Annotated in this window: 24 protein-coding genes and 5 pseudogenes; 9 read left to right on the top strand and 20 right to left on the bottom strand. The window is 71.9% G+C overall.

All coding sequences use genetic code 11. The features are described 5' to 3' along the window. Position 1: 1 nt before the first annotated feature. The 4 genes from ET989_RS05225 to ET989_RS15465 all read right to left on the bottom strand — a co-directional run bounded on the left by ET989_RS05225 (position 2) and on the right by ET989_RS15465 (position 2,872). Positions 2-1,867, bottom strand: coding sequence for an MBL fold metallo-hydrolase RNA specificity domain-containing protein (locus tag ET989_RS05225; protein ID WP_180320758.1), 1,866 nt, complete (start codon positions 1,865-1,867; stop codon positions 2-4). A 92-nt stretch (positions 1,868-1,959) separates the two neighbouring features. Further along, a complete protein-coding gene (locus ET989_RS05220) occupies positions 1,960-2,361 on the bottom strand; it encodes an MmcQ/YjbR family DNA-binding protein (protein ID WP_131167508.1) in 402 nt (133 codons plus the stop codon). Continuing rightward, positions 2,358-2,711, bottom strand: coding sequence for an iron chaperone (locus ET989_RS05215; RefSeq protein WP_131167507.1), 354 nt, complete (start codon positions 2,709-2,711; stop codon positions 2,358-2,360). The genes ET989_RS05220 and ET989_RS05215 overlap by 4 nt, the downstream gene beginning before the upstream one ends. Beyond that, positions 2,708-2,872, bottom strand: coding sequence for a hypothetical protein (locus tag ET989_RS15465; protein ID WP_241656231.1), 165 nt, complete (start codon positions 2,870-2,872; stop codon positions 2,708-2,710). Before ET989_RS15465 ends, ET989_RS05215 begins: the two co-directional genes overlap by 4 nt. Here ET989_RS15465 and ET989_RS15460 point away from each other — a divergent pair. From ET989_RS15460 to ET989_RS15455, 3 genes and pseudogenes are all read left to right on the top strand, one after another. Beyond that, positions 2,814-2,993 (top strand): annotated as a pseudogene (locus ET989_RS15460) (aminoacyl-tRNA deacylase); the annotation flags it as partial. The gene ET989_RS15465 and the pseudogene ET989_RS15460 sit on opposite strands and share 59 nt — an antisense overlap. A gap of 165 nt (positions 2,994-3,158) precedes the next feature. Next, positions 3,159-3,476: pseudogene (locus ET989_RS15950) on the top strand (SDR family oxidoreductase); the annotation flags it as partial. 56 nt (positions 3,477-3,532) lie between these two features. Next, positions 3,533-3,811 carry a hypothetical protein gene (locus ET989_RS15455; RefSeq protein ID WP_165490039.1) on the top strand — a complete coding sequence of 93 codons (279 nt, stop codon included), beginning with the start codon at positions 3,533-3,535 and terminating at the stop codon, positions 3,809-3,811. A 68-nt stretch (positions 3,812-3,879) separates the two neighbouring features. Here ET989_RS15455 and ET989_RS05200 read toward each other — a convergent pair whose 3' ends face one another. The 8 genes from ET989_RS05200 to ET989_RS05170 all read right to left on the bottom strand — a co-directional run bounded on the left by ET989_RS05200 (position 3,880) and on the right by ET989_RS05170 (position 11,465). After that, positions 3,880-5,430, bottom strand: coding sequence for a S1C family serine protease (locus ET989_RS05200; RefSeq protein WP_131167505.1), 1,551 nt, complete (start codon positions 5,428-5,430; stop codon positions 3,880-3,882). Positions 5,431-5,563: 133 nt separating this feature from the next. Next, positions 5,564-6,760 carry an MFS transporter gene (locus ET989_RS05195; RefSeq protein ID WP_131167504.1) on the bottom strand — a complete coding sequence of 399 codons (1,197 nt, stop codon included), beginning with the start codon at positions 6,758-6,760 and terminating at the stop codon, positions 5,564-5,566. A gap of 44 nt (positions 6,761-6,804) precedes the next feature. Further along, on the bottom strand, positions 6,805-7,212 hold the full coding sequence (locus ET989_RS05190; protein ID WP_165490042.1) for a PIN domain-containing protein: 408 nt from the start codon (positions 7,210-7,212) through the stop codon (positions 6,805-6,807). Continuing rightward, positions 7,205-7,444, bottom strand: coding sequence for a hypothetical protein (locus ET989_RS14815; RefSeq protein ID WP_165490041.1), 240 nt, complete (start codon positions 7,442-7,444; stop codon positions 7,205-7,207). The genes ET989_RS05190 and ET989_RS14815 overlap by 8 nt, the downstream gene beginning before the upstream one ends. Positions 7,445-7,486: 42 nt before the next feature. Then, entirely contained in the window at positions 7,487-9,151 is a 1,665-nt protein-coding gene (locus ET989_RS05185) for a glutamine--tRNA ligase/YqeY domain fusion protein (protein ID WP_131167502.1), read from the bottom strand. A 74-nt stretch (positions 9,152-9,225) separates the two neighbouring features. Continuing rightward, on the bottom strand, positions 9,226-9,906 hold the full coding sequence (locus ET989_RS15450; protein ID WP_277751346.1) for a S8 family serine peptidase: 681 nt from the start codon (positions 9,904-9,906) through the stop codon (positions 9,226-9,228). Beyond that, entirely contained in the window at positions 9,870-10,616 is a 747-nt protein-coding gene (locus tag ET989_RS15770; protein WP_131167500.1) for a S8 family serine peptidase, read from the bottom strand. The genes ET989_RS15450 and ET989_RS15770 overlap by 37 nt, the downstream gene beginning before the upstream one ends. A gap of 111 nt (positions 10,617-10,727) precedes the next feature. Next, positions 10,728-11,465 (bottom strand): cytochrome b5 domain-containing protein, encoded by a 738-nt coding sequence (locus ET989_RS05170; RefSeq protein WP_131167499.1) that lies wholly within the window; start codon positions 11,463-11,465, stop codon positions 10,728-10,730. An 85-nt stretch (positions 11,466-11,550) separates the two neighbouring features. On the opposite strand from ET989_RS05170, the gene ET989_RS05165 reads away from it, so the two are divergent. From ET989_RS05165 to ET989_RS05150, 3 genes and pseudogenes are all read left to right on the top strand, one after another. Beyond that, positions 11,551-11,910 (top strand): CidA/LrgA family protein, encoded by a 360-nt coding sequence (locus ET989_RS05165; protein WP_165490040.1) that lies wholly within the window; start codon positions 11,551-11,553, stop codon positions 11,908-11,910. After that, positions 11,910-12,616, top strand: a pseudogene (locus tag ET989_RS15140) (LrgB family protein). The gene ET989_RS05165 and the pseudogene ET989_RS15140 overlap by 1 nt, the downstream one beginning before the upstream one ends. Positions 12,617-12,644: 28 nt before the next feature. Beyond that, entirely contained in the window at positions 12,645-13,154 is a 510-nt protein-coding gene (locus ET989_RS05150) for a nuclear transport factor 2 family protein (RefSeq protein ID WP_131167495.1), read from the top strand. On the opposite strand, the gene ET989_RS05145 is transcribed toward ET989_RS05150, so the two are convergent. Further along, positions 13,151-13,531: an ankyrin repeat domain-containing protein gene (locus tag ET989_RS05145; RefSeq protein WP_131167494.1), complete on the bottom strand. Its 381-nt coding sequence runs from the start codon at positions 13,529-13,531 to the stop codon at positions 13,151-13,153. The two genes, ET989_RS05150 and ET989_RS05145, sit on opposite strands and share 4 nt — an antisense overlap. 34 nt (positions 13,532-13,565) lie before the next feature. After that, the gene (locus ET989_RS05140) at positions 13,566-14,021 is read right to left on the bottom strand and encodes a hypothetical protein (RefSeq protein ID WP_131167493.1); all 456 of its coding nucleotides are present in this window, start codon (positions 14,019-14,021) and stop codon (positions 13,566-13,568) included. Positions 14,022-14,129: 108 nt separating this feature from the next. Here ET989_RS05140 and ET989_RS05135 point away from each other — a divergent pair, with 108 nt between their 5' ends. Next, positions 14,130-15,152 carry a Gfo/Idh/MocA family protein gene (locus tag ET989_RS05135; protein ID WP_131167492.1) on the top strand — a complete coding sequence of 341 codons (1,023 nt, stop codon included), beginning with the start codon at positions 14,130-14,132 and terminating at the stop codon, positions 15,150-15,152. Between the two features lie 83 nt (positions 15,153-15,235). Here ET989_RS05135 and ET989_RS05130 read toward each other — a convergent pair whose 3' ends face one another. The 5 genes and pseudogenes from ET989_RS05130 to ET989_RS05110 all read right to left on the bottom strand — a co-directional run bounded on the left by ET989_RS05130 (position 15,236) and on the right by ET989_RS05110 (position 18,814). Further along, complete coding sequence (locus tag ET989_RS05130; protein ID WP_131167491.1) at positions 15,236-16,261, bottom strand: ketopantoate reductase family protein; 1,026 nt, start codon at positions 16,259-16,261, stop codon at positions 15,236-15,238. A gap of 9 nt (positions 16,262-16,270) precedes the next feature. After that, positions 16,271-16,960 carry a GHMP family kinase ATP-binding protein gene (locus tag ET989_RS05125; RefSeq protein WP_131167490.1) on the bottom strand — a complete coding sequence of 230 codons (690 nt, stop codon included), beginning with the start codon at positions 16,958-16,960 and terminating at the stop codon, positions 16,271-16,273. A 100-nt stretch (positions 16,961-17,060) separates the two neighbouring features. Next, positions 17,061-17,153 (bottom strand): annotated as a pseudogene (locus tag ET989_RS15945) (galactokinase family protein); the annotation flags it as partial. A gap of 53 nt (positions 17,154-17,206) precedes the next feature. After that, a pseudogene (locus ET989_RS15940) lies at positions 17,207-17,401 on the bottom strand (extracellular solute-binding protein); the annotation flags it as partial. 141 nt (positions 17,402-17,542) lie between these two features. Next, entirely contained in the window at positions 17,543-18,814 is a 1,272-nt protein-coding gene (locus ET989_RS05110; protein WP_241656217.1) for an ROK family transcriptional regulator, read from the bottom strand. 191 nt (positions 18,815-19,005) lie between these two features. On the opposite strand from ET989_RS05110, the gene ET989_RS05105 reads away from it, so the two are divergent. Both ET989_RS05105 and yaaA read left to right on the top strand, forming a co-directional pair. Continuing rightward, positions 19,006-19,767, top strand: a complete 762-nt coding sequence (locus tag ET989_RS05105) for a DUF3152 domain-containing protein (protein WP_131167489.1) — start codon at positions 19,006-19,008, stop codon at positions 19,765-19,767. A 77-nt stretch (positions 19,768-19,844) separates the two neighbouring features. Next, entirely contained in the window at positions 19,845-20,648 is an 804-nt protein-coding gene (gene yaaA / locus ET989_RS05100; RefSeq protein ID WP_131167488.1) for a peroxide stress protein YaaA, read from the top strand. Here the strand turns inward: yaaA and ET989_RS05095 are convergent. Continuing rightward, positions 20,564-21,247, bottom strand: a complete 684-nt coding sequence (locus tag ET989_RS05095) for an HNH endonuclease signature motif containing protein (RefSeq protein WP_277751345.1) — start codon at positions 21,245-21,247, stop codon at positions 20,564-20,566. The two genes, yaaA and ET989_RS05095, sit on opposite strands and share 85 nt — an antisense overlap. Positions 21,248-21,389: the final 142 nt, after the last annotated feature.

Below are 21,389 nucleotides of genomic sequence, written 5' to 3'. Positions count from 1 at the left end.
GTCAGTCCTCCTGGCCCACCGGCTCGGGCCGGTCCACGCGCGTCGTGCCGTCGGGATCGGCCCCGTCGGCCGGCTCGCCGGTCTCGGCGGTCACGGCGACGGCTTGGGATGCGGGCGCTGCCGGCGCCGCGGCCGGGACCCGCCCCGACCACACCAGGGCCTGGCCGGCGATGACCTTCTCGCCCGAGAACGCCAGCGTCGGCGACCCGGCCAGCGTGTAGCCCTCGCCGAGCGCGGCGCTCACCTCCTGGTCGAACGCGGCCGCGGGCTCGCCCGTGACCAGCCGGTAGGCGAGCTTGCCCGCGGGCAGGTCGCCGACGGCGGCCGTCGGGGCAGCAGAGACCGGACGCCGCGTGGCCGGCCCGGCGGGCGTCCGCTTGGGCCGTGGCGCGGGGGCCGCCTTCTTCTGGCCGGTGCCGACGTGCGGCTCCACCCCGTCGGTGTCGAGCAGCACGACCTCGCCGTGGCGCGGCACGACCGCGTTGAGGCCGAGGTCGGACTGGATGCGCGCGGCGAACGCCTTCGAGGCGTCCTCCTCGCCGTGGACGCAGAAGACCTCCTGCGGCTGCGGGTCGAGCTCGCGGAGCCAGTCGAGCAGGTCGGAGCAGTCGGCGTGCACCGAGAACTCTCGGTCGTGGTAGACCTCGGCCTTCACCGGGATGTACTTGCCGCGGATCTTGATCTGCGTCGCGCCCTCGGACAGCTGGCGCCCGCGCGTGCCGACGCCCTGGTAGCCGGTCAGGATCACGGCGTTCTTCGGGTCGGGCAGCATCTTCTCGAGGTGGTGCAGCACGCGGCCGCCGGTCGCCATGCCCGCGCTCGAGATGATGACGGCCGGGCCGTGGCCGCCATCCCCGGTGAGCTTCTTGGAGTCGTCGGCGGTCTCGACCGCGGTCAGGTCGGGGATCTTCACGAAGTCCTCGGGGTGGAGGTCGTCGCGCAGCTCGTCGGTCAGCGTCTGGTAGACCCGCAGGGCCCGGACGCCCATCGGCGAGTTCACGTACACCGGCACGTCGGGGATGCGGCCCTCGCGCTCCATGTCGGAGATCGTCTTGAGGATGATCTCGGTGCGGTCGATCGCGAACGCCGGGATCACCACCGAGCCGCCGCGCGCCATCGTGCGGCGGATCACGTCGGCGAAGCCCTCGTGGGGCAGGTTCGCGGGCTCGGGGTGCTCGCGGTCGCCGTAGGTCGACTCGACCAGCACGAACGGCGCACCGCCGGGCACCTCGCGGGGCTTGAGCACCGGGTGGTCCTTGCGGCCCAGGTCGCCCGAGAAGAGGACCGACGCCGACGGCGTCCAGAGGTTGACCGAGGCGGAGCCGAGGATGTGGCCCGCGCGCGTGAGGTGGATGGTCACCAGCTCTTCGGGCTTGGCGGTGAAGCCCGGGCGCTCGTTGCCGGTGAGCTCGAAGTCGGTGTCGTACTCCAGGGTGACGAACTGGCCGAGCATGGCCTCCACGTCCTCGGTCGTGTAGAGCGGCAGCGCCGGGTCGTGCTTGGAGTAGCCCTGCTCGTTGGCGTCCTGCGCCTCCTGCTCCTGCAGGTGGGCCGAGTCGCGCAGCACGATCTCGGCGAGCTGGCGGGTGCCCTCGGTGCACCAGATTGGCCCGTCGAACCCGCCCTTGGTGAGGGCGGGTAGGTAGCCCACGTGGTCCATGTGCGCGTGGGTGAGCACGATGTCGGAGAGGGACGCCGGGTCGACAGGGAACGGCTCCCAGTTCATCTCGCGCCACTTCTTCTCGCCCTGGAACATGCCCGAGTCGACCAGCAGCCGCCGATCGCCCACCTGGAGGAGGTACTTCGAGCCCGTCACCGTGCTCGCGGCACCGAGGAACGTCAAGGTCGTACGGGGTGCTTTCGCCATGACGTCACTCTGGCACGCCCCGACGACACTTATCGAGGGATCACGTCGAGGGCTCTACTTTGATGACGGTCTAAGTAGAGCCCTCGGCGCGGTCAGCCCGCACGGGAATCCAGCTCCTTCACCAGCTTGGGCGGGGCGGTCATGCGGAACGACTCGTCGAGCAGGACGAGCACCTCGTCCCAGCTCGGTTCCCAGGTGTCGAGGGCGATCGCCAGCCAGCCGAACGGGCCGACGTAGGCGGGCACGACGAACCGCTCGTCGCCGAGCAGCAGGTCGCGGTGGTCGGCGTCCGGCTTGAACAGCAGCGCCCGGGCGAGTGAGGTGTCGCCATGGGAGCCCTTCACGTGACCCCCGAACGAGGCGAAATGGTTCTGCGTGAACCACACCGGACGCCCGTGGCTCACCTTCTCCTGCGCCCCGGGGAACGACAGCGCGAGCTCGCGCAGCGAGGCGAGGATCGGGTCGTCGGCGTCGAACATCAGCGGGTGGGTCATCGCCCCTTCGCCTCCTGCTGGGCCACGCGGAACGCGACCAGCCGCTCGACCAGCTCGACCGGGACCGGCCGGTCCACGGGCAGCTGGATGGCGCCTTTGCTGAACTTCAGGCCGAGTTCGACGAGCTCGTCGCGCACGAACTCGACGCCCTCGCCGCCCGGGTAGAGCCCCACGTGGTGCTTGCCGGCCGCGATGTGGACGAGGTTGCCGTTGAGCTTCCACGTCGGCATCCCCCACGCCAGCGCCTGGGTCGCGTCGGGGGCCAGGCGCGTGATGATCGCGCGGAGGGCGTCCATGTGCTCGCGGTGGGGGCCGGAGTGCTCCGCGAGGTAGTCGTCGATGACCGTCATGGGTTGTAGGTTGCCCGCATGAGTGCCACCGACGCCACCACGCCGGCCATCGAGGCCGTCACCGCCCTCAGGCTCGACCACGAGGTCACCCGCCACGGACGCGTGAACTCGTTGGAGGAGGCCGCCGCCGCGCGCGGCATCCAGCCGCGCGACCTGGTCAAGACGATCGTGGTCCGCCGGGCCGACGACGACTACGTGTTCGTGCTCGTCCCGGGCGACCGCGAGTTCAGCTGGCCCAAGCTGCGGGCGCTGCTCGGCGTGAGCCGGCTGTCGATGCCCGACGCGGCCACCGCGCGCGAGGCCACCGGCTACGAGCGCGGCACCATCACCCCCTTCGGGTCGACGCGTGGCCGGTCATCGCCGACGCCGCCGTCGCGGGCCGTCGCATCTCGATGGGCGGGGGCGCCCACGGGGTCGGCATCACCGTCGACGCCGACGCGGCGCTGGCTGCGCTCGGCGCCGAGGTCGCGGACGTCTCGGAGTGACCATGGGCCGCCCACCCTTCGCCCCCCACAACGCCTGGACTGCATGGTCAACAACGCCGGCATCCTGCTGAACGGGCCCTTCGGCGAGTACGACGAGGGCCACTGGCGCCGCGCCCTCGACGTTAACCTGCTCGGCGTCGTGCACGGGTCGCAGGCCGCCTACGCGGTGATGACCCGGCAGGGCAGCGGGACGATCCTCAACACCGGCTCGCTGGCGGGCCTGATGGTCGCGCCCCGCCAGCTGCCCTACACCGTCACCAAGCAGGCCGTCGTGGCCGCGGCGGCGATGGCGCGAGCTCTCGAGCCTGGGCGGCGCGCCGCTTCGAGGGCGACGACGTGGTGCTGGCCGGCGGCCGGCGGGTGCGCCCCGACGTCATCCTGCTCGCGACCGGCTACCGGGCGGGCCTGGAACCGCTCGCGGGGCACCTCGGGGTGCTCGGCGAGCGGGGGCTGCCCACGGCGCACGGGGGGCGTCCGGCCTTGCCCGGGCTCTGGTTCACGGGGTTCACCAACCCGATCTCAGGCATGTTCCGCGATCTGCGTCTGGACGCCGTCCGCATCGCCCGGCGCATCGACTGCGGGTTGGGGGCGAGCCGCGCGGACGTCTCCGACTGAGGCGACCCGCCGTCCGGCCCCGTGTGCGCGGCATGACCCATTGGGGGGCCGGGACGGCGGTCTGGGAACTACTTCAGCGTGAAGCTCGACAGGGCCGTGTCGATGGCGCGAAGGTCACCATCGGTGAGCGCCGCCGCGGCGCCGACGAGGATGGAGTTGGGGTCGGTGTCCGAGGACGCGACCAGCAGGATGCCGACCAGGGTGCCGGTCGCGCCGCCGTTGCACTCCACCGCCGCGTAGCGACCCTGGACGACGTTGTTGTCGAAGTTGTCGCGCAGGGTCTCCTTGCAGTCGGCCCCCACGCCTTGGACCATCGAGTCGATCAGCTGGTCGGCGGTGAACGAGCCGACAGCGGTGAAGTAGACCGCCATGATGCCCGGCGCGGCGTTGTTGTCCAGCTGTGCGATGTTCGTGGACGCCGTGATCGACGGCATCGGACGCCCGATGCCCAGCAGGTCCTGCGGCGCGGTGTTGCGGTCGGACCACGATGTCGGGAGGAGCATGGACATCGCGCCCGTGTCGTCGACGACCTCGGTCGTCTCGACACCGGCCGACGGGCCGGAGTCCGCGACTTGGCCCTGCAGCTTGTTCTCGAAGGAGAACACCGGCTGCAGCTCGCGACCGTTGATCTCCCCCTCGAGCACCTCCTTGGTGTCGAGGCGGAGCACACGCACGGCCATCGCGTCGTCGATGTCGTTGCTGCGCAGGACCGAGCAGTACTCCTTGTAGGTGCCCGAGGTCAGCGCGACGCCGTTGAGGTGGGTGATGACGTCGCCGGGCTTGAGGCCGGCTTTCGCGGCCGACTTGCCCGCGGCGACCCCCGCGACCCAGACGCCGGCCAGCCCGTTGGCGTCATCGCGGATCGCATTGCCGTTGACGCCGATCGAGTGCTCGTCGCCGCCCATGAGGGTTTCGACCAGCGGCTGGGCGTCTGCGGCGGAGATCGCGAAGAACTGCGACGTGCCCGTGCCGGGGTTCCCCGTGGCGTAGTTCACGCCCAGGACGCGCCCGGCCTCGTCGACCAGCGGCCCACCCGAGTTGCCGGGTTGGATGGACGCGTCGTGCTCGATCGCGCGGCGGATCGATGCCCAGCTGGTGTCGCCGGCGGCCGAGGCCTTGGACACGATCCCCTTGGTCATCGTGAACTCAGGGTCGCCGAGCGGGTAGCCCGCTGCGTACACGCCCATCGGCGGGTTGGGCGTCCGATCGGACCAGCCCAGGGCCGGGGCGTCCACGCTCTCGGTGAGCTGGATCACGGCCAGGTCGCTGCACTCGTTGACCCCGACGATCTTCGCGGGGTACTCGTCGGCGTTGCCGCCGATGCGGACGCGCAGCGCGCCGGCGCCGGTGACGACGTGGTTGTTCGTGACGATGTGGCCGTCGCGGTCGAGGATGAATCCCGACCCCGAGCCGTGGAAGGACTGGGAGCCCTCGAAGCTGCGGATCTCGCCGTCGGCCAGGACCTGGACGGTGGACTGCTTGACCGCGTCCAGGCCGGACGTGCCGGGGTTGAGGAACGGGATGGGGGAGTTGGTGGCCGAGCAACCGGTGGTGGCCAAGCCGAGGGCGATCAGGGGGACGGCGGCGCGCAGCGCGGCGCGCAACGGGTTGCGGGGCATGGCGGTGTCCTTGCAGCCTGGGCCGGGGGTGGAGCCGGCGCGTCGATGGTGACTGCAAGCTAGCAGGGTGTGATGGCTCTTCGGTGCCGAGGCGTCCAGCGTCCGGAACGGCTCAGCGTCGCCCCTTGTGGGCTCAGGAGTCGTCGTCGACGGGCCGGACCACTCCCGCCAGCGCGATCACCGTCAGGCCGCCGAGCATGAGGACGCCCAGGCTGACACGCAGGTTCGTCAGGTCGGCGACCGACCCGATGAGCGGGGAGGTGGCCAGGAACGCGATGCGCATCAGCCAGCTCACCAGCGTGATGCCGGCTCCCTCGGGCAGGCCCGGCAGGCGTCCCGCGGCCGCGTAGGCGGCTGGGACGATCGTCGCGCAGCCGTAGCCGGCCAGCGCGTAGCCGAGCATGACGGTCCACACCGTCGGCACGAACACCACCAGCGCGCCACCGAGCGCGATCATGGCGCCGCCGACCTGGATGACGCGGACCGGGCCCCACCTGTCGGTGGCGGGGTCGCCCAGGAGGCGGCCCACGAACTGAGCGCCCAGCATGACGGCGTAGCCCAGGCCGCCCACGCCGACGGTCACCCCGACCACCTGCACCAGGTAGAGGGCGGACCAGTTCGCTGCGACGTCCTCGGCGAGCGCACCGGCCACGGCCAGGGCGACCATCGGCAGCACCAGCCCCCAGGCGCCCTTGGGCAGCTTGGTGGGGGCGGGGTCGACGGCCGTTGCGACGTCGGCGTCGCCCTCCTCGTGGTCGCGGTGCCCGGGAATGCGGCCCAGCCAGGTGGCCAGCGCCGCGACGCCGACCATGACCACGCTCATCACGCCCAGGTGAACGCCGAGGGGCACCGCGAGCGCCGCCGCCGCGGCGCCGATGGCCCCGCCGGTGGTCGAGCCCAGGCTCCAGAACGCGTGCAGGGAGTTGATGATCGTCTTGCCGTAGGCGTCCTCGACCTTCACGCCGTGCACGTTCTGGGCGGCGTCGACGATCGCGTCGGAGAAGCCGGCGACCGCCAGGGCCGCCGCGAACAGGGCGAACAGGCCGGTGGCGGGGGCCACGCCCGCCAGGGCGATCGCCGCGGCCATGACGATCGTGCCGCCCAACGCCACGTGCTGGGCGCCGAACCGGCGGATGAGCGGGGCGGGCAGCGTCGAGGCCAGCATGGACGCCACCGGTCCGATGGCGACCATGAAGCCGAATTGGGTGTTGGAGATCTCGAAGGCCGCCTTGATCTCCGGATAGCGCGGCAACATGCCGGCGAACAGCGCGCCGTTGGTGAAGAAGAACAGCGAGATGCCGGTGCGTGCCGTGCGCAGGGTCGGGGCCACGGTCGCCCATCCTAGGGTCTTTGCTTCAAGCCGGAAGCAACCGGTCAGGCGAGCGGGTTGACGATTCGGACGCCGCGGATCTCGGCTCCGGTCTGCAGGTCTTCCGTCCACAACTCGGTGCAGCCGCCGAGTCGAGCCGCTTCCACGACCATGGCGTCCCAAATCGAGAGCTGGTGCTCGGACGCCGTGCGCGCCGCGGTGAGCACCAGGTCGGCGTCTGCGCCGAGCACCTCCCAGCGCCGCAGTCCGGCCAGCACCTGGTGGCCCTCCTCGGCCGTCAGCGGTGGCGAGAGCTTCCGGGTCAGGACGGAGTAGAGCTCGAGGAGCACTTGGGTGCTGATCACCAGGTTGTCGCCCCGGCGCAGCGCCTCCTCGGCTCGAGCCTGCTTGGTCGCGTCGCGGTCATCGAACAGGTAGGCCAGCACGTTGGTGTCGACGAAGACCCTAGCCACGGTGCAACTCGTCGCGGGTCCAGCCGCGCCCCTCGCCGGCGTGGGCGGTACGGCCGGTACGCAGCGTCCGGGCCAGACTGATGACCTCCTCGACGGCGCTCTGGTCCGAACCGTCGGCGTAGCGCTCCAAGGTTTCCGCCAGGTGGCGGTTGACGGACTCGTTGCGCTGGAGCGCCCGGATCCGGGCACGGCGCAGCACGGACTCGTCGACCGAGATCGTCAGGTTCGCCATGGAGTCAGTGTAGCGCGGAACCCGTGGAGCACGGGTTCACCATCAACCCCGCTTCTGGGCGGCCGCCCACTCGTCGCGCAGGCCCACCGTGCGGTGGAACAGCATCGGCTCGCGGGGGTCGGCGGCGAAGTAGCCCAGGCGCTCGAACTGGACGACCTCGCCGGGCTTCGTCTCGGCCAGGGCGGCCTCGACCTTGGCGTCCACAATCTCGCGGCTGGCGGGGTTGAGGTCGTCCAGCGCCTCGCCCGTGGCGGCGCCTGGCACCTCGGCGGTGAACAGGCGGTCGTAGAGGGCGACGGAGGCGTCCACGGCGTGCTCGGCGGAGACCCAGTGCATCGTCGACTTCACCTTGCGCCCGTCAGGGGAGTTGCCGCCCCGCGACTCGGGGTCATAGGTGGCGTTCACCTGGACGACCGCACCCGAGGCGTCCTTCACCACGTCGGTGGCGGTGACGAAGTACGCCCCGCGCAGGCGCACCTCGCGCCCGGGCGACAGGCGGAAGAACTTCGGCGGGGGCACCTCGGCGAAGTCGTCCGCCTCGATGAAAAGTTCGCCGCTGAACGCGACCGACCGGACGCCGTCGTCGGCGTTCTCCGGGTTGTTGACGACCTCGAAGTGCTCCACCTGGCCCTCGGGCCAGTTCGTCAGCACCAGCCTGAGCGGGCGCAGGACGGCCATGCGGCGCTGCGCGGTGGCGTTGAGGTCGCGGCGGACGAAGCTCTCCAGCTCCTCGATGGCCTTGCGGGAGTTGGTGCGGGTGATGCCCGTCGCCTCGCAGAACGCGCGGATCGCCGACGCCGGGTAGCCGCGGCGCCTCAGGCCCGACAGCGTGGGCATGCGCGGGTCGTCCCAGCCGTCGACGACGCCTTCCTCGACCAGCTTGCGCAGGCGGCGCTTCGAGGTGACCGTGTGGGTCAGCTCGAGGCGGGCGAACTCGCGCTGCTTCGGGGGGGCGGACTCGAGCGGCAGGTTGGCCAGGAACCAGTCGTACAGGGGGCGGTGACTCTCGAACTCGAGGGAACAGAGCGAGTGCGTGACGCCCTCGATGGCGTCCGACTGCCCGTGCGCCCAGTCGTAGGTGGGGTAAATGGGCCAGGCGTCACCGGTGTTGTGGTGGTGCGCGTGGCGGATGCGGTACATGACCGGGTCGCGCAGCCACATCTCGTCGCTGGCCATGTCGATCTTGGCGCGCAGGACGCGGGCACCGTCGGGGAACTCGCCTGCGCGCATCCGGCGCAGCAGGTCGAGGTTCTCCTCCGGCGTGCGGTCGCGGTAGGGCGACTCGACCCCGGGGGTGCCGAAGCCGCCCTTCTGCGCCGAGATCGTCTCGGCGTCCTGGTCGTCGACGTACGCCTTGCCCTGCTCGACGAGGTACTCGGCCCACGCGTACAGCTGCTCGAAGTAGTCGGACGCGTGCACCGTGACGCCGGGGGTGTAGCCCAGCCAGGCGATGTCGGCCTTGATCTCCTCGACGTACTCGACGTCCTCGGACTCGGGGTTGGTGTCGTCCAGGCGCAGGTTGCAGACGCCGTCGAAGTCCTCGGCGATGCCGAAGTCGGTGACGATCGCCTTCGCGTGCCCGATGTGGAGGTAGCCGTTCGGCTCAGGTGGGAAACGCGTCTGGACGCGGCCGCCGTAGGTCCCTGCCTCGTTGTCGCGACGGATCGTGTCGCGGATGAAGTCGGATCCCACAGGTGCTTCGGTCATGGGGGAGAGCCTATCCGGAAGCGAGGAGGACCCCGGCATGCGCCGGGGTCCTCCAGGTGGTTGTTGCCGTGTGGTCAGTCGAGCGCGGCGAGGGCGTCGACGGCGTTGACGAGGCCGTGGCCAGTGGCGTTCTCGCCCCAGCAGACCTCGGCCGGGGCGGCACCGGGGCCGGGGCGCACGGCGGCGCAGCCGGCGTCGAGCGCCACGGCGGTCGACTCCAGGATCGTCTCGGTCTCGGTCTGGGTCAGGCCCGGGTCCTTCTCGGCCATCAGGGCGACGAGGCCGGCCACGTGCGGCGCGGCCATCGAGGTGCCGCCCAGGTAGTAGAAGGCCTGCTGGCCCTGGTTCACCTGGTAGGCGCCCAGCACCCACGCGCCGGGGGCGGCCACGTCGAGGTCCGGGCCCGGGAGTTCGCGGCTGCTGAAGTCAGCGATGTAGGTCTCGTCGACCACACCGGGCTTCTCGGCGACGTCACCCGCGTACCACCACGTGCGCGGGTTGCCCTTGGCGTCAGGCTTCCACTCGCCGGTCCAGCCGGTGGCGGCGACGGAGACGACCGGCGCGTACGCGCCGGGGTATCCCATGCCGGCCTCGCCGGAGTTGCCGGCGGATGCCACGATCAGGACGCCCGCCTCAAGCGCGTAGTCCAGCGCCGCCTTCTCGACAGCGTCCAGCTCGGAGCCGCCCAGCGACATGTTGATCACGACCGGGGAACCCTTCAGCGGGCCCATCTTGAGGTCGGCGACGTAGGTGATGCCGGCGGCGACGGTGGCGGAGGCTCCCGAGCCGTGTTGTTGAGCACCTTGACCGGGATGATCTTGGCCTTCGGTGCCACGCCGTCGACGGCCACGTCGCCCATGTCGAAGCCGATGATGGTGCTGGTCACGTGGGTGCCGTGGCCTTGGGTATCGGTCTGCCACTCGTTGGGCTGCTCGCTGACGTTCGACCCGCCCCCGCCGCCGAACGACTTCGCGTACTCGGTGGCGATGCGGTCCTCGCCGAAGTAGTAACGCCACGACGAGAACAGCCCGGTGTCGAGGACCGCCACGTAGACGCCGTCACCGGTCTGCTGGACCTGGCGCGGGCCCTGCGGGAGCGGGCCACGGACGTCCATCTGGTCGAGGCTGTAGGTGCTCCGGCCCGTGGCCATGTCGGCGAGCTCGCTGGGCACCACCGGCTTGCCGATGCGCTTGGCGTCCGGGTTGGCGGCGGCGACGATGTCGAGCGCCTGGATCTTCGGCAGCGCCGAGCTGCGCGCCTTCATGGTGACGGCGTCGATCTGCGGCAGCTGGCCGGTGACCTTGCCGTACGCGCCGAGCGCCTTGAGCGCGGCCGGCGTGATGTCGGCCTTCAGCGCCACGTTGATGTCGATGTTCTTGTCGGGCGCGGCCACGGCGGGCAGGCTCGCGCCCCCGATGGCCAGCGCGGACGCCGCCACAAGGGCAACAGCGGTACTGGTCTTCATGTGGGTCCCCCTCCACGTGTGGGAGTGTCCGCACGCAAACCAGTGGCGGTTCGCCGCCGGAAGGGAGGAGGTCGGGCGCCGGACGCTGTCAAAAGTGAAATGGGTGAATTCTCAGGCGAGCGTCCCGATGCGCAGGCCGTCGAGCTGGGCGTTCGAGCGCGGGTTCCGGCTGTGCTGCACCTGGAACCGCTCGGTCGCGTCGGTCCCGCACAGGTCGAGGATGCGCTGCGACCCGCCGGGGTGGAGGCCGGCCCAGCGGGTCAGGTCGTAGACACCGCCGTCCACCACGGCCCAGCAGGACTCGGCCGAGTCGTGCGAGGCCACCTCCTCCATCGTGAACGTGGACGCCGCGGGCGCGGCCGTGCCGCCTGCCGCGGCCGGGGCGGCCAGGAGGCTGGACCACGTGGCCTGCGCGCCCGAGTGCCCGGTCGCGACTGCCAGGCCGGTGACCGCCAGGGCGGCGGTGGCGACGAGCCCGCCGACCGCCATCGCCGCGAAGCCGCTCGTGCCCGGGGGCGCCTGCTCGCGGCGGCGCTCCAGCCACCACCACAGCCACGCCAACGCGGCGGTGACGAGGCCGGCCATGAGCGTGATGTTGCCGAATCGCTCGTGGGACTCGGGGCGCGTGACCGTCTCGGCGAGCGCCTCGCCCGAGAACTTTGCGGCGATCGCCGCCAGGGCGCCGACTGTCAGGGTGGCCAGAGACAGCAGCCCGAAGCGGGACCGCACGGCCGGGGACACCACGGACGCCACCGTGGCCAGCGCGCCCACCGGCAGCGCCACCACGACGAGGTGCACGACGAGCGGGTGCAGGGGCAGGCCGAGGAACGAGGCGTCCAGCGCGGTCATGTCGTGCAGTGTACGGAGGGGGTCCGACGTCCGCCGTGGTGGGCCCCGGTGGGGCGGGGCGGCGACGGGTGCGAGACTGGCGACCATGATCGGAGGTCTCGCGCTGCTCCTGGCGTTCCAGCTGGTCGGGGAGCTGTTCGTCCGGCTGACCGGCCTGCCCATCCCCGGTCCGGTGATCGGGATGGTGCTGTTCTTCTCGTGGTTGCGCTGGCACCACCCGCGCGAGGGCGCGCCCTCGGTCCGGGCCGCCGACGTGCTGGTGCGCTACCTGCCGATCATGTTCGTCCCGACCACCGTCGGCATCGTGGCGTACGGCCCCCAGGTGGCCGCGCAGTGGTTCCCGGCGGCGGTGGCGTCCTTCGGCACGTGGCTGGTGACGTTCATCCTCGTGGCCTGGGTGGCGGTCTGGCTGCGCCCGCGGCGTCCGAAGGAGGAGGTCGCGTGATGGAGAACCTGACCGCCACGTGGGAGTGGCTCTCGACCTCGCCGCTGCTCGCGCTCACCCTGACCGTGGGCGTGTACTGGGCCGCCGACAAGCTGTGGGAGCGCTCCGGGCGCCACCCCCTGCTGACCCCGCTGCTCATCACCGTGACCGTGATCAGCATCGTGCTGGTCGTGGCCGGTATCGACTACACGGCGTACGCGAACGGGCGAGCATCCTGACGATCCTGCTCGGGCCGGCCACCGTCGCGCTGGCGCTGCCGCTGCACCGGCAGGCCTCGCACGTGAAGGAGGCCGCGCCGATGGTGCTCGGCGCCGTGCTCGTGGGAGCGTTCTTCTCGATCATCTCCGGCTACTGGGTGACGCTGTGGCTGGGCGGCTCGACGGAGCTCGCGGCGTCCATGGCGCCGAAGTCGGCCACGACCCCGATCGCGATGGCTCTGGCCGAGCAGATCGGCGGGCTCGCGCCGCTGGCGGTGCTGTTCGTGATGGTCGCGGGGCTGGCGGGCGCGGTGATCGGGCCCAAGATCCTCGACCTGGTGCGCGTCACCGACCCGCGGGCGCGCGGGCTGGCGATGGGCGTGGCCTCGCACGGCGTGGGCACGTCGCGGGCCTTCCAGGAGGGACAGACCCAGGGCGCCTTCTCGGGGCTGGCGATGGGCCTGACCGGCCTGACCGTGTCGCTGATCATCACGTGGTTGGTGCCCTGACCCCTGCCGCATGGAGCAGGATGGCGGTATGCGCACACCCCCCGAGATGCCGCCCGCCATCGCCGCCTGGGTCGAGGCCGACCGCCTGCTGGAGCTGCCCGCCATGGAGGCCCAACTCTCCCCGCACGCCGTGTTGCGCTCGCCGCTCACCGACGCCTTCACCTTCGTCGGACGCCGTGACGTCGCGCAGGTCTTCGGCGCGGCCCTCGACCTGCTGGCCGACATCGAGATCGAGGCGGTGACCGGCGCCGGCGACGACTGGGTCGTCCACGGGACCAACACCCTGGGCGGGCGGAATCTGGAGGAGATCCAGTGGCTACGCCTGGGGGACGACGGGCTGATCGCCGAGGTGACGCTGTTCATCCGGCCGGTGCCCGTGGCGATCGCGTTGTTCGCGCGCATCGGGTCGCGGCTGGCGGCGCGCGGGGTGCTGCCTGCCCGGGCCGGGGTGGCGGCGGGGTCGCTGGCGCCGTTCGCGGCGCTGTTCGGCGGCATCGAGCGCTTCCTGATGCCGCGGTTGGGGCCGGGTGGGCGCTAGCCGAACAGCTCGGGGCGTCCGAACATCTGGGCGGTCTGACGGGCGGTGGGCGTCCCGGCGTCGGGGTCGGCGCCCGCCTCCAGCAGCACGCGGACGACCTCGTCGGCCTGCTTGAACACCGCGCCGGCGAGCGGCGACTGGCCGCGCCGGTTCTGGGCCTCGACGTCGGCGCCGCGCTCGACGAGGGCGGCGACCGTCGCGGGCTGGTCGTGGTAGGCGGCCAGCATCAGCAGGGTGTTGCCCTCGGCGTCGGTCAGGTCGACGGGGGCGCCGGCGTCCACGTAGGCGGCCAGGCGGGCCGCGTCGCCCTGGCGGGCGAGGTCGAAGAGCCAGTTGGCCAGAGCCACGGGGTCGGAGCCGTCGGGTACCTCGGTCATGCAGGCAGCCTACGGCCCCGCCCCGTGGGCGGGCTCAGCCGCAGTGCACCTGCACGAGGTCGCGGGAGTAGTACTTGCCGCTCTGGACCACGTCGCTCCAGACGTTGATGCACTTGCCGTTGGTGTTGTGCACCCGCACGGCGCCGGCGTAGGAGCGGTAGTAGCCGACGTCCTGCGCGTACGCGTAGTTGTTGGCCGGCACCTCGAGCTTCACGCGCATGTCGGCGTAGCGGCCCGACTTGTTGATGAGCTTGACGCAGTTGGTGCCGCCCGAGGCGGTGCTGTAGTACACCTCGATCGCGAACGGGGCGCCGCCCGGGTAGTTGTAGGTGGTCTTGCTGCCCGAACACGAGGTGCCGACGCTGGTGCCGTACGGCGAACGGCTGAAGGCGGCCTCCGCCGGGGTCGCCGACGAGACGAGCAGCGCGAGGCTGCCGGCCGTGGCGGCGGTGGCGAGGGCCAGCTTGGACAGGCGGGAACGAACGGTCATCTGTTTCTCCTTGGGGGTGGGTCCGGGGTGGGGACGCCTCGAACCTAGGCCCGGCGCGTCCGGGCCGCAACGGGGAGCACTCCCCACGGGCGGTGCCATGCTGGGGCGATGAACCTGCCGTCCCCGCGCACGCCCGACCCTCTGGCCGCCCCGCCCCTGAACTGGGGCATCCTCGCCCCCGGCGGCATCGCGGCCACCATGGTCGAGGCCCTGCAGCGGTTCACCCGCCAGCGGGTGGTGGCGGTGGGGTCGCGCTCGGCCGAGCGCGGGGCGTCCTTCGCGCAGCGGTTCGGGATCGGGCGCGCGCACGACTCCTACGAGGCGCTGGTCGCTGACCCCGAGGTGGACGCGGTCTACATCGCCTCCCCGCACTCGCACCACCGTGAGCAGGCCCTGCTCGCGATCGCGGCAGGCAAGCACGTGCTGGTCGAGAAGGCCTTCACGCGCACCGCCGCCGAGGCGCGCGAGGTCGTGGACAACGCCCGCGCGGCCGGCGTCACCGCCGTCGAGGCCATGTGGACGCGCTACCTGCCGGCCACCGACATCGTCCGGCAGTTGCTCGCAGACGGGGCGCTCGGCGCCATCGAGACCCTCACCGCCGACCACGGGCAGTGGTTCGCGTTCGACCGGTCCTCACGGCTGTTCGCGCCCGAGCTCGCAGGCGGGGCGCTGCTCGACCTGGGCGTCTACCCCGTGTCGTACGCGTCCTTCGTGCTCGGGACGCCCACCCGCATTTCCGCGGCTGGCACGCTCACCGAGACCGGGGTGGACCGCCAGGTGTCGGCTGTGCTCGAGTACGCGTCCGGGGCGACGGCGCTGGTGACGACGACGCTCGCGGCGCGGACGCCGACCAGGGCGTCCATCAGCGGCACGGACGCCCGGGTCGAGCTCGCCGGGCCGTTCTACACCCCGCAGGTCGTCCGCCTCATCGGCCGGGACGGGGAGGTGTTCGAGTCGGAGGCCCCGCGTATCCCGGGGCACCTCGGGCTGTGCTACGAGGCGTCCCACCTGGCGCAGCTGGTGGCTGACGGCGCCACCGAGTCGCCGCTGCTGGGGCTGGACGAGACGGTCTCGATCATGGAGACGATGGACGCCATGCGCGCCCAGGTCGGCATGGTGGCCCCGGCCTGAAGGCAAGCCCTCGGCGGACTGAACCCAAGCCCTCGGCGGATCGAACCCAAGCCCTCGGCGGATCGAACCCAAGCCCTCGGCGGTCAGGGCAGGCGGGCGAGCAGGGCCTCGGGACGGCGCCGGAAGGACTCGATGTCCTCGGTGCCGAGGGTGAGGCCCTCCAGCACCGACGTCAGCACGGCGTTCACCGGCGTCGGCACGCCCACCGACGCCCCGTGGCGGACGACGGCGCCATGGAGGTGTCCCACCTCGGAGCGGCCGCGTCCGGCGTGCAGGTCGATGTGGAGCGACGGCATCTTGTCGCCGCGCGAGCCGCCGAGCAGGCGGGTGAAGATCGGACGCGTCACCGACTGGGGCAGCCGCTCCACGGCCCACGCGAGCGCGCGGACGGGCGTCCCGGGCAGGTCGACCGGGTCGTGGCCCAGCGCCCGCATCACCGCGATGCACTCGCGCAGCGACGCCGTCTCCACCGCGAGCAGCCGCTTGTCGGAGAAGATGGCCCCGACCGGCAGGTCGAGGATCGCCGACGTCGCGCTGCCCTGCAGGTTGGTCAGCAGTTTCGACCACTTCATCGGCCCGGCGGCCGGGAACGTCCGCGCCCCCAGCCGGGCGTCGTTGAGGGCGTCCGCCACCTGCGCCGACAACGCGTGGCCGTGCGCGATGCCGATGCCGCGGTGCTTCTCCTCGACGACGTGGCCCACGCCGGGCTTGCCGATCGCGGTGGTCACGGTGCCCGCGATGACGCGGTCGGCGCCCAGCCGCGAGGCGATGAGCGGCTCGTTGTCGACGCCGTTCTGCAGCGACAGGATCGTCGGCACCGGCCGTGCGGTCGCAACGAGTTGGTCGACCGCCTCGGCAGTGTCGAAGGACTTCAGGGCGAAGACCGCGATGTCCCAACCGCCGGCGTCGAGGGCCTCGCGCGCGTCGGTGAACAGCGTCACGTCGCGGACCTCGCGCCTGCCGGAGACCGACTCCACCACGAGGCCGTGGCGGGCGATCTCAGCGGCAGGGAGGGGCTGCTCGATGAAGGCCACGTCGTGCCCGGCCGAGGCGAGCGAACCCCCCACGTACGTCCCGATGGCGCCCGCGCCGAGGAAGAGGAATCTCACGCGACCACCCTAGCCGCGCAAGTACGGCCGTTGGACGCGCTGGGCAGCGGCCGCGGCGTCCGTCACGAGCGTGTCCGCCTGGACGCGGTGCGGGAAGGCCGCGCGGTGGCGCGCCAGCCAGTCGGACGCGAACGCGCCGGCGTCCGATGCGCGGTTGTACTGGGCCTGCGCCGCGCCGGTCTTCTCGGCGATGACACCGCTGAGGCCGACGACGAACACCATCCCGGACGGCAGTGCGACGTGGCGGTGGCGCGCGACGGGGTCGAACCCGAACTGGCCGAGCTGCCCGGGGCGGGAGCACAGCATGCCGGTGTGGTCCTCGGAGCCGCCGCGGGTGCCGACGCCGGCGCTGCCGGGCAGGCCCGCGAACGTGACGCCGTTCTCCGTGGCGGCAAGGTAGGTGGCCCACCGCAGGCGATCGTCGCCGAGTTCGGACGCCCACAGCTCGGTCTCGCGCAGCCCGGCGAGGTCGGCCAGGGCCAGCGCGGAGGCGACGACGAGGGCGGAGGAGGAGCTCATGCCGGCGGCGAGCGGCAGGTCGGAGGAGAAGGTCAGCTCGGCGGCAGGTAGCTCGCCGAAGTTGGCGCGCAGGCGGTGCCAGGCGGTGGCGACGTAGCGGCCCCAGTGTCCGGGCGGCAGGGGGGTGGCGCCGTCGGCGTCGATGACGACCTCGCCGTCGAACGCCGAGGAGCGCGCCACGAGGCCCGGACGGGGCTGTCGGCGGACCAAACCGGGGCTGTCGGCGGGCGAAGCCGGGGCTGTCGGCGCCGTGGGGGGGGCAGAGAGGGGTGGCGGTGGCGGTGACGGACTGGGCAGCCGCGCAGACCAGGACGTTGCCGCCGGCGTAGTCCGTGTGCTTGCCCAGCACCTCGATGCGACCCGGCACCCGCCAGGTGGCGCGCCCTTGGCGTTGGCGAGCAGGCCGGGCTCGATGTTGGCGATCGTCTCGGCGCTCAGCAGCTCGTCGATCGGGATCAGGAGACCCGCCTCGGACGACGACGCGAAGGCGTTGTCGTTCAGGATGTCGGGCAGGTCGTTGGCCTGGATGCGGGACTGCACCGTCGTGGCGAAGTCGTCCCAGCCGGCGATCTGCAGCTCAACCTTGACGTTCGGGTGCTCCTCGTTGAACTTGGCGGTGATGGGTCCCAGTCCGCCTCGGAGGTGGAGCCGTTTGCGGCGCGGCTGGCCGTCGCGCAGGTAATGGCCGCCCCGATGGCGGGCATGGACGGATCCCCAAAAGTTCGGACAATGAACGAAGTATTGGCCGTCTGGGCGCGGGGGTCAATCGGCTCCCGCCACCACCGTGGGGTCGGTGAACACGTCCTCGAGCGCCAGCAGGGCCCCGCCGCGGGCGGTCGAGATGAGTCCCAACTCCGAGGTGGCAAGCACGATCGCGCTGCCCTCGTCGAGCCGGCGCTCGGCCAGCGCGGCCTGCACGGGGGGCAGGATGAACTCACCGAAGAACGCGTAGTAGCCGCCCAGCACGATCATCTTCGGGTTGAGCACGTCGACGAGGATGCCCAGCCCCAGCGCGAGGCGCTCGGTGACGGTGGCCAGGGCGACCAGCGTCCGCTCGTCGCCCGCGCGGGCGCGGTCGGCCAGCGTCAGCAGGCGATCCTCCAGGGCGCGCTTGGGGTCGTGCAGGCTGTCGCCGGGGTCGGCGGCCAAGCGCAGGAAGGCGGTCAGACCGACGATGGTCTCCCAGCACCCGCGGCGTCCGCAGTTGCAGGGCGTCAGAGTCGGGTCGAGCGGCAGGTGCCCCACCTCGCCGGAGAAGCCGGAGTAGCCGCGCACGAGGCGTCCGTCGGCGACGATGCCGGCGCCGATGCCGACCTCGCCCGACAGGTACAGCAGGTCGCGGATGCCCTGGGGTGCCACGCGGTCGAACTCGGCCACCGCGGCGAGCTTGGCGTCGTTCTCCAGCCGGATCGGAGGGGCCTCCGGCCCGAGGCGCTCGCTCAGCTCGGCCACCAGCGGGACGCCGCGCCAGCCGAGGTTGGGGGCGAAGCGCAGGGTGCCGGTGTCGTAGTCGATGATGCCGGGCGGGGCGACCGTGATGCCGACGACGTGGGCGCCGGCCTCCCGCAGCGAGTCGACGGCCCGGGTGAGGTAGGCGGCCGCGCGGTCGAAGACGACGTCGAGGGCGAGGTGGGCCACGTCCAGGGGGACGACCGACTCGCGCACGACGGTGCCGGCCAGCGAGACGGCGGTGAGGGCCGCGTAGTCGACGCTCAGCTCGAGGCCGATGCCGGTCACATTGGCGCCGTCGAGGGTGACGGTCTGGCCGGGGCGGCCCACCGACCCGCCGCGGACGAGTTCGCCCTCGCGCACCAGGCCGCGGGCGGCGAGGTCGGCGATCAGGCTGGACGTGGTGGCCTTCGACAGGCCGGTCTCGCTGGCGAGCTGGGCGCGCGAGCGCCCGCCGTGGCCGCGCAGGTGGCGCAGCAGCAGCCCCATGTTCGCGGCCCGCATCTCCGCCTGGGCCACGCGTCCGCCCAGGATGCTGCCCGGCGAGGGCGGCAGGGCGGGACGCTTCAGCAACTCCTTGGCCACGCGCCCCTCCTCTCGTCTCCCCAAGTCTGGCACGGCTTTGGGGCATCGACGCCACCTAAGTTAATAAGGAAGTAATGCGAATCAATGGCGCCGTGGAGGTCCCGGCGCCGGGAGAGAGCGAGACGTCAATGAAGATCAGCCCTACGCGCGTGGCGGGCGCCCCAGGTGTCGCCGTCGCCTAGGGTGAAGGGGTGACCGAGACCAGACGACCCGACGCGCGGGCCGGCTCCGGCCCACGGCGTCCGGCGTCGCGGGTCTGGTGGCTGGTGTTCGTGGCCATCCTCGCGGCGCTCGGCATGCTGTGGGGCTGGATGAGCCAGCGGCCTCCCGAGGCGTACACGCCCGGCACCGTGCTCGCGCCCGCGCCGACGGCCTCCCCGACGCCCTCCATCCCGGAGATCGCGCGCCAGGAGGTGTGGACCTCCGACACCGAGCCGTCGGGGCAGTACCTCACCAACACGATCACCCTCGAGCCCGCGCTCGAAGCGCCGGCCGTGGTGGCGTACCGCCTCCAGGTGGAGGACACGACCGAGCTGGACGCCAACGAGGTGGCCCGCGAGGTGCAGGCCGTCTTCGACGACGAGCGCGGCTGGGCCGGGTACGGCAAGCGCACGTTCCGCCTCGTGACGGATGCCGACGCCGAGCTCACGATCTACGTGGCCTCGCCCGACACCACGAACGAGCTGTGCAAGCCCGCCGACGTGGAGTCGAAGTGGAACTGCCGGGTGGGCGATCGGGTCGTGCTCAACTCCGACCGGTGGAAGTACATGACGCCCACCTACGACGACCTCGGCGACTACCGCGCCTACCTCGTCAACCACGAGGTGGGGCACTTCCTGGGGCAGGGCCACGTGGGCTGCCCCCGGGAGGGCGCCGTCGCTCCCGTGATGATGCAGCAGAGCATCGACCTCGGCGGGTGCGTGCGCAACGCCTGGCCGCGGTCGGCCGACTGAACTCCCGCCCGGGGGGGGAGGGGTCGAGTGTGGCCGCTCCCTGCTTCCGCGCGGACGCCCTCGGCTAGCCTCGGTGCGTGATCACGCTGCTGTCCCCGGCCAAGTCGCTGGACTACGAATCGAAGCCCACCACGCGCAAGCACACCGAGCCGCGCCTCCTGGAGGAGTCCGAGGGGCTCATCGAGGTGTTGCGGACGCGCTCGGTCGCCGACCTCGCCTCGCTCATGCACATCTCGGACGAGCTCGCCGCCCTCAACGCGCAGCGGTACGCCGACTTTGCGCCCCCGTTCACGACGAAGAACGCCAAGCAGGCGTTGCTCGCGTTCGACGGCGATGTCTACCAGGGCATGGCGGCCGCCGAGCGGTTCGACGAGCGGGACTTCACCGAGGCCCAGAAGACGGTGCGGATCCTGTCGGGGCTGTACGGCGTGCTACGGCCCCTGGATCTGATGCAGCCCTACCGGCTGGAGATGGGTACCAAGCTTCGCACCGAGCGGGGGGCGAACCTGTATGCGTGGTGGGGCCACCGGATCTCGGAGGTGCTGCGCGATGACCTCGCGGAGTCGCCCGGCGCGGACGCCGTGGTCAACCTCGCCTCGGACGAGTACTTCCGCTCCGTGCGTCCCGACGTGCTGGGGGCCCGCATCATCTCGCCCCGCTTCGAGGACACCGACGCCCGCGGCACCCGCAAGATCGTGTCGTTCTTCGCCAAGCGGGCCCGCGGTGAGATGGCGGGCTGGATGGTGCGCAACCGCGTTCGGACGGTGGGCGCCCTGCGCGGCTTCGATGAGGCGGGCTACCGGTTCGACCAAACCGCCTCGACGCCGGACGTCCCGGTCTTCGTGCGCTCCTTCGAGGACCGCCCGGCCAACGCCGCGTAGGGCAGGCCGCTAGGGGCGTGGGGCCGGGGTTGGCCTACGCGGGTGGGTGGGGTGAAGACGGGGTGTCCGTCGTGGGCGATGTGGACGGTCCATCGGGTGGGTGGGGAGCTGTGGTCGAAGAACCGGTGGGGTTCGACGGTGCCGTGGTGGTGGGGGCACAGGATCACCATGTTGCCCAAGGCGGTTTCGCCGCCCAGCCACCAGGGGAGGATGTGGTGCGCTTCACACCCCGAGGCTGGCACCCGGCAGCCCGGGAACGCACACCGCTTGTCGCGGGCCTCGAGGGCTTTGCGGATGGCGGGGGTGACGAGGCGTTGGTCGCGGCCGACGTCGAGGGGCTGGCTGGCCGAGCCGAGCACGATCGGCACGATGGTGGCGTCGCACGCCAACCGGCGCAGTTCGCCGGCGGTGACCTGCTCGCCGCTGGCCAGCACCCCGGCCTGCTCGACCCGGTTCAGGACGTCGTCGTAGGACAGGGTGACCACCACGGTCGGCTTCCCAGGCGGGCCGGTCCGGGTGGCGAATCTTGCCGAAGCCCCGGCCTGGGACGAGGACACTTCCGCAGACTCAGGGAACCCAGGTCGGGTAGCTGAGCTCATCGAGTGCGCGCTGGACCCTTCGACACGCTCAGGGGCCCGGTGCCCTTCGGCGGGTTCACCGAACCGGGCCGGCTCAGGGGACCGGGCGGGCCTGGGAGCGCGACCAGCAACGAGGGCGATGAGGCCGTCGGCGGTGCGCTGC

This window comes from Propioniciclava sinopodophylli, assembly GCF_004324755.1.
In the GTDB taxonomy this organism is placed as follows: Bacteria; Actinomycetota; Actinomycetes; order Propionibacteriales; family Propionibacteriaceae; genus Propioniciclava; species Propioniciclava sinopodophylli.
Note: the sequence above shows the minus strand (reverse complement) of the source record. Positions and strands in the feature narration are given on the sequence as shown.